Source organism: Vibrio sp. V19_P1S1T109, from assembly GCF_002241375.1.
In the GTDB taxonomy this organism is placed as follows: Bacteria; Pseudomonadota; Gammaproteobacteria; order Enterobacterales; family Vibrionaceae; genus Vibrio; species Vibrio anguillarum.
Window position 1 is genome coordinate 1 of record NZ_NDIM01000247.1, and the last position, 5602, is coordinate 5602.

Annotated in this window: 7 protein-coding genes; all 7 read right to left on the reverse strand. The window is 39.5% G+C overall.

What is annotated here, in order from left to right; all coding sequences use genetic code 11:
- Positions 1-252 precede the first annotated feature (252 nt).
- Positions 253-756: a helix-turn-helix domain-containing protein gene (locus tag B9J87_RS12310; protein ID WP_094151007.1), complete on the reverse strand. Its 504-nt coding sequence runs from the start codon at positions 754-756 to the stop codon at positions 253-255.
- Between the two features lie 632 nt (positions 757-1388).
- Positions 1389-1544: a hypothetical protein gene (locus tag B9J87_RS17790; RefSeq protein WP_161457770.1), complete on the reverse strand. Its 156-nt coding sequence runs from the start codon at positions 1542-1544 to the stop codon at positions 1389-1391.
- A 142-nt stretch (positions 1545-1686) separates the two neighbouring features.
- A complete protein-coding gene (locus B9J87_RS12325) occupies positions 1687-2817 on the reverse strand; it encodes a DUF3800 domain-containing protein (protein ID WP_045458300.1) in 1131 nt (376 codons plus the stop codon).
- A gap of 144 nt (positions 2818-2961) precedes the next feature.
- Positions 2962-3387 (reverse strand): N-acetyltransferase, encoded by a 426-nt coding sequence (locus B9J87_RS12335; protein ID WP_042764686.1) that lies wholly within the window; start codon positions 3385-3387, stop codon positions 2962-2964.
- Positions 3388-3522: 135 nt separating this feature from the next.
- Positions 3523-3807, reverse strand: coding sequence for a hypothetical protein (locus B9J87_RS12340; RefSeq protein WP_094151011.1), 285 nt, complete (start codon positions 3805-3807; stop codon positions 3523-3525).
- A gap of 143 nt (positions 3808-3950) precedes the next feature.
- Positions 3951-4664 carry a hypothetical protein gene (locus tag B9J87_RS12345; protein ID WP_094151013.1) on the reverse strand — a complete coding sequence of 238 codons (714 nt, stop codon included), beginning with the start codon at positions 4662-4664 and terminating at the stop codon, positions 3951-3953.
- 528 nt (positions 4665-5192) lie between these two features.
- The coding region (locus tag B9J87_RS12355) for a substrate-binding periplasmic protein (protein WP_141201577.1) at positions 5193-5602 on the reverse strand (410 nt) is incomplete at its 5' end.

Sequence of the window (5602 nt, forward strand, 5' to 3'; positions counted from 1 at the left end):
CAAACAACCCAACGCGATCAAGAAACAACAAATATGTGATGACTATTTATTGCTTAAGTTCAGCCAGAGAACATGGAATTTACCGTTCAACTCCAACTCGATTTAGCTGATAAAAACTCACTTTGCCTAACGCCCAATTAAGGTGTGAGCCACGCTACCACAACACTTAATTTGGACGCCGTAAACACTAAACTAAACCCAAACCAAAAATGCCAAGCGTGGGGAATCACTCTTAAATTGTTTGTTATGTGACTAGAACCACTCAACAGGCTTGTAATTTAATTGCTGCTCTTTGAAATCTTTGTCCAGTGCAAACCTAAACACATCTACAATGTTAATTGTCCCATCCAAATTGTTGATAGGGCTATTTAGAGCGGTCACACTATGCCCCCACCCAGATAATGGAACACGAGCCTTAAAACCTGCAGATGCATAGTACTCGTGAGCCTCACTTAATAATTGGTCTTCGCTTTCCAGTTGCTTTGTAAGAACAACCCACCCTTGCTGGGAAAGCAATGTTCCATACCTTTCCACTGCAGCCATTACAACAGAAGGTTGAGTGGATAGTGCGGCACAGACACGATAAAACATTTCCATTGTAAACGTTGTCTTCCCTGTTTCGATTTTAGCCCACGCACTCGGTGTTTTATCACACTTTTCAGCAACTTGTGCTTGATGAACCCCTCTTTCCAACCTAGTTTCTCTAAGAATTAATAAAGTAATTGTTGTGAAACTAGTTACCTTCGAATCATCCATTTCAATATACCTAACAGTTCGTTTTTGATAGATACACTATAGCGAACAATTTCCAATTGGGCAACAATTAATTTCCCCACAAGAAATCGACAATTTCCCGTGAGGGTATCAATATCTGTATTGGCAGGTGTCACATAACGCTGCGTTAAGTGGTGAACAACGCCGCCACCCAACTTAAAACATTGTGCCGTAGACACTAAATTCAAAGCAAACCGAAAATGCCAAGCGTTGAGAATCCGTCTTAAACGCCTTGTTATACCTTTGCGAGCTCCTTTAATTTGGCTTGAAACTGCTTATGTGTCTCGCTAAATTTCATTGTTAACCCTACAATCTCTCCACTATCCTTTTTCTTTAAGGGCTCTGGGGCAGATTCATAATCTGTTAGACAAAAAACCAATTTTTTTATTAGTAAAGTTCGCTACGCTGGATTTTAGTGCAGTTAAATACTCATCAAGCACTGGAAAGTACAGTTCAACTAACATTTCGAGCTCAAGCAGCGGCGGAAAATCACGAACATCTCTCACTTGATATTTAGTGTTAAAGTTAATATGACTTATACATTGTTGCGAATCTTCGAGTACATCTTTCCTGACCAACACTAACAAATAATAAATGCGCTCTATTCTTTCTCTTTATCTAGCGGAAAGTGCTAGTAAAGATTCTCTAGCTTTTGTGTCTTTGGTAGTAAAATACGTAGCACCAAAGGCGATCCCCGCACCAGCTAAAGTTTGTAAAACACCCATCATTTCAGACATATATTGAAAAGATTCCGTAGACTCTACAGCCATGATACTACTCCTTGGTATAACGCCCTGTTAAGGTGTGAGCAACGCAATACCGATGCCGCCGCATACCACCTTAAACACCAAACGCAACGCATAGTAAAAATGCCACGCGTTGCGAATCACTCTTAAACAGTTTGTTAAGGCGCTAATCACGAATTACATGCTGTTGTCTTCGATTTTCGTCCATCGCAAGTAATTCTTTCCCCTTAGCTAAAGCTTCTTCTGACGGTTCTGGGAGTTCAGAAAACCACTTTTCCCAGCGATTTGAGATGGCGTTTATTGACACTTCGTCGTACATCCCTTTTTTCAATTGCTTTTTAATCAGCGGATACAGTTGAGGAGCAAGATCTTTACCCTCTATATGACGTTTAAAAATCCATATGTATATATCAACGAGCTCCAAACCTACACTTTTCGTACCTGGGGTACATTCAATAGGAACTGTTGGCATATGACTGTAATCTATAGTTGGGAGTCCAGGACCCAATGCCATTGGCTCACCTAATTTGGAGGCATTTTGATAGTGTTCGGTAATTATCTCTTGAGCTTTATTAAATTGAGATTGTCTATCGACAATTACTTTCTTGGACTTAGATTTTGACTTTTCGAGTCTATTTGCAATACCGTGTAACACCGATTGAAAACCGATCAAGTTCGGTGATATTTGTAGTCGATCTTTTTTAGATGCAGCGTTGTAAAATATTTTGCTTGGGTTCTTGATAACCCATTTTAACGCATCCGATATAAGTGTTTTTGAGCGCTCATCGGGCAACCAGTGAACCCTATCCAACACACTATTACAAACGTTAATTAAATGCTTATTTGCCAACTCATCTTTAATGGTAATACGCGCCGTCCATGCCTCTTTTGCCATTTCCTCATCAAATAGGTAAGCGACCTTTAATAACAACACATATCGCATTGGCGTCCAGTACCCTGTCCAAGTAATAGCTGGGTTTACACCTTGATCAAAAACTTGGTCAAAAAAAGCAATAATCGCATGATCTGCTTTTGCTACACGATAAAAGTCAAATTTGATGTCATACTTTTTCTGTATCTTCTCGAGATCTTTAACGATTTCGATTAGACGCCCATTTCCGAGCTCAGCTGCATGTAATCGCTCAACTTGTAGTTGTGTTCGCAACTTTTTGACAGCATCTAGAGCTAATACATCTAGATTCAGTTTTGAGCTCAACACTCCGTAATACAAAAATGGTTGATGCTCATCAAACAGCTCTAAACCCGTTTGACCACTTTCATCGACATAAAAGTACATAAATGTTCCTTTGTAAACTTTGCGCCTTAACGCCCTGTTAAGGGGTGAGCAACGCAATACCAAAGCCGCCGCCAACCACCTTAAACACTAAAACCAACGCATAGTAAAAATGCCACGCGTTGCGAATCCCTCTTGAACAGTTTGTTATATGCCCGAACTCATTGTGTACTCTGGATGTCCAGTGTGCTCATCCAATTGCTCACTCACGACTTTGAAGCCTTGAGACAAATAGAATTGATAACTAGCCTGATTTTCCTTGTATACAGAAAGACTCAATTCCGCCCTCTGAGTTTTAGCATGACTCAATAGTTGCTTACCAATGCCTTTACCTTGAAGTTCAGGAGAGACAAATATAGCAGCTAGGCTATTTTCATACAGTGCGTAAAAGCCAACTACTTTCGACTCAGCTTCGTAAACGTAAGTTTCTGAAGCTGGAATGTAGATGCTACGCATGTTTTCTACTTGAGATTCCCAGAACTCAGCCGAAATGAAATCGTGAGCTTTAACTGACGCTTTAAGCCAAATTTCAAGAACTGAATCCATGTCATTTTCGTTGTACTTTCTTATCATTTTAAAGCTCTAAATAGCAGAATTTATCGGGGCAATATAACGCCGCGTTAAGGCGTGACGTGATGCGTGCCATACTGTGAGCGAAGCGAAACTGGCACGCGTTGCGGAATCGCTCTTAAACGCTTTGTTATGTAGTTAATCGCGCAGTTCGTAAAACCCTTTTTCAATATCGTACTTTAAGTGCTTTGTCAGTGAGAACTGCGGGTCTTCTTTGAGAAATCGTTTAGCTATCATTGTTTGGTATTCATTGACTGACATACCATCGAAAACATATTTATTAACGTTAAATCCAGAGCAGTTTTCTTGCCCACCGACACTTTTACCACTGCCTTTTCTATTTGATTTACCAATAATCGAGATCTTCATATGGAGGCAATCTGACAAATCTGTGTACTTGATATTGGTGCTATCGATTTTCATAAGTTCCTCTTGCTACATAACGCCGCGTTAAGTAGTGAGCAACGCTTACACCTAACCTAAACCGTTACACCTTAAACACAAAACTCAATTTGAACTGAGAACGCCACGCGTTGCGAATCTGCCTTAAACGCTTTGTTAGGTGCTTAATAGCGGAAGTCTTCATGCCATGCTGGCAAGAACAATCTTTCTAGATCTTCAACTGGTACCTGGTTGAGATAGTTATCGTGACAAAAGCAGTTGCGACATTCACGTAACGTAATAATATCCCGAAGACTTTTGTCTCTTCGAGTAGCTTTTTTGAGCGCCCTCATAGCCTCTTTTCGCAAAGAAATATCCTCGTGAATTATAACTTTGGGGTTGTCCAGTATTATCTCCTCCAAGTTTTCAAACAACACTGGTCGGTCAGGTTTTCGGATAGTGAACATCTTTTGCTGAGTCGGATAGTCTTCCCACGACTTTCTCAACTCTTTAACGCTTTTAAAGTACTTATCAGAGTGCTTAAGTTTATTGTTCCAGTAGATAGGGTTGTTCTTTGTCACCCAAATATCTAAATCATCATCTAACAAAAAGTCTATGTTAAATTTGAAGAGTACTGGTCCATATAGATTTTGACGAGGGAAATAACCATGGAGATCGACAACATCAATAAAGACATCATCCCATACGTCAAAATATTTATCATCGTCATCTGAGCTTTGATTTGTTTGGATCAAATCCTCTTTCTCCACATCACCACGAGACAGCAATCCCCCTTCTTCGATAAATGTAACTGCTGTTGCAAGTGAGTTTGCATGATGAAAGTGCGTAACACCTTTTTGAACTAATAATTCATGTAATTCTTGATTGTCTAGTTTCATACATAATCCTTCATGTGTGGANGGCAATCCCTCTTGAGCCGTTTGTTAGGCCAACCAATTGACACCGACACTTTCACAACCAAAGAACGAGCTTGTTTGTAAACTTGAAACAAACTAACCGATTCATTTATAAACCAAAATGCTGAATCAGCAAAGAAACAAAAAAACTCAAATTGAGCGATTTGGAAGAAAAGTGACGAGCGTAGCATTCTCGGCGGACGTTTGGATGTTGAAGGTTATTTTACCGATGAATTCACAGCGTTAAACAACCCAACACGATCAAGAAACGACAAATATGTGATGATTATTTATTGCTGAAATTAAGCCACAAAACATGGAATTTACCGTTCAATTTCAACTCGATTTAGCTGATAAAAACTCACTTTGCCTAACGCCCGGCTAAGGGGTTGACAACGCACCGCCGAACTAAAAAAACACACTGTAAACGCTGAACTTCAATTTTGCACTAAAGTCGCCACGCGTTGGCAATCCCTCTTGAGCCGTTTGTTATGTTGATCGAGAAAATGGCTACTTACTTCCTATTTCATTGAAATAATCATCAATTATCCTTTGATATGCACCATTTTCTTTCATTGTCCTTAGCGTATGGTCAATCTTTTTTACTAAATCCAAATGTTGATTTTTTTTAGAAAATGCAATGTAGCTTGGCGTTGACTCTAATGGTGGAGTTTCCAAGTAAATATCATTAGTTACACCCATTTGAGCGGCTATATATCTTGCACCAAACTCATTATTGACCCAAAAATCAACTCTGTTAGAAAGTAACATTAGGACACACTGCTCCGCTGAATTAACTTTGTATATTGCTTTAAAGTTGTTTTGAGCTAGCATGCTGTCTAACCAAGTCCCATAACTAACATTATTGACCAAACAGATACTTAATTCCTTGATATTTGACTTATCCCAAATAACATGAC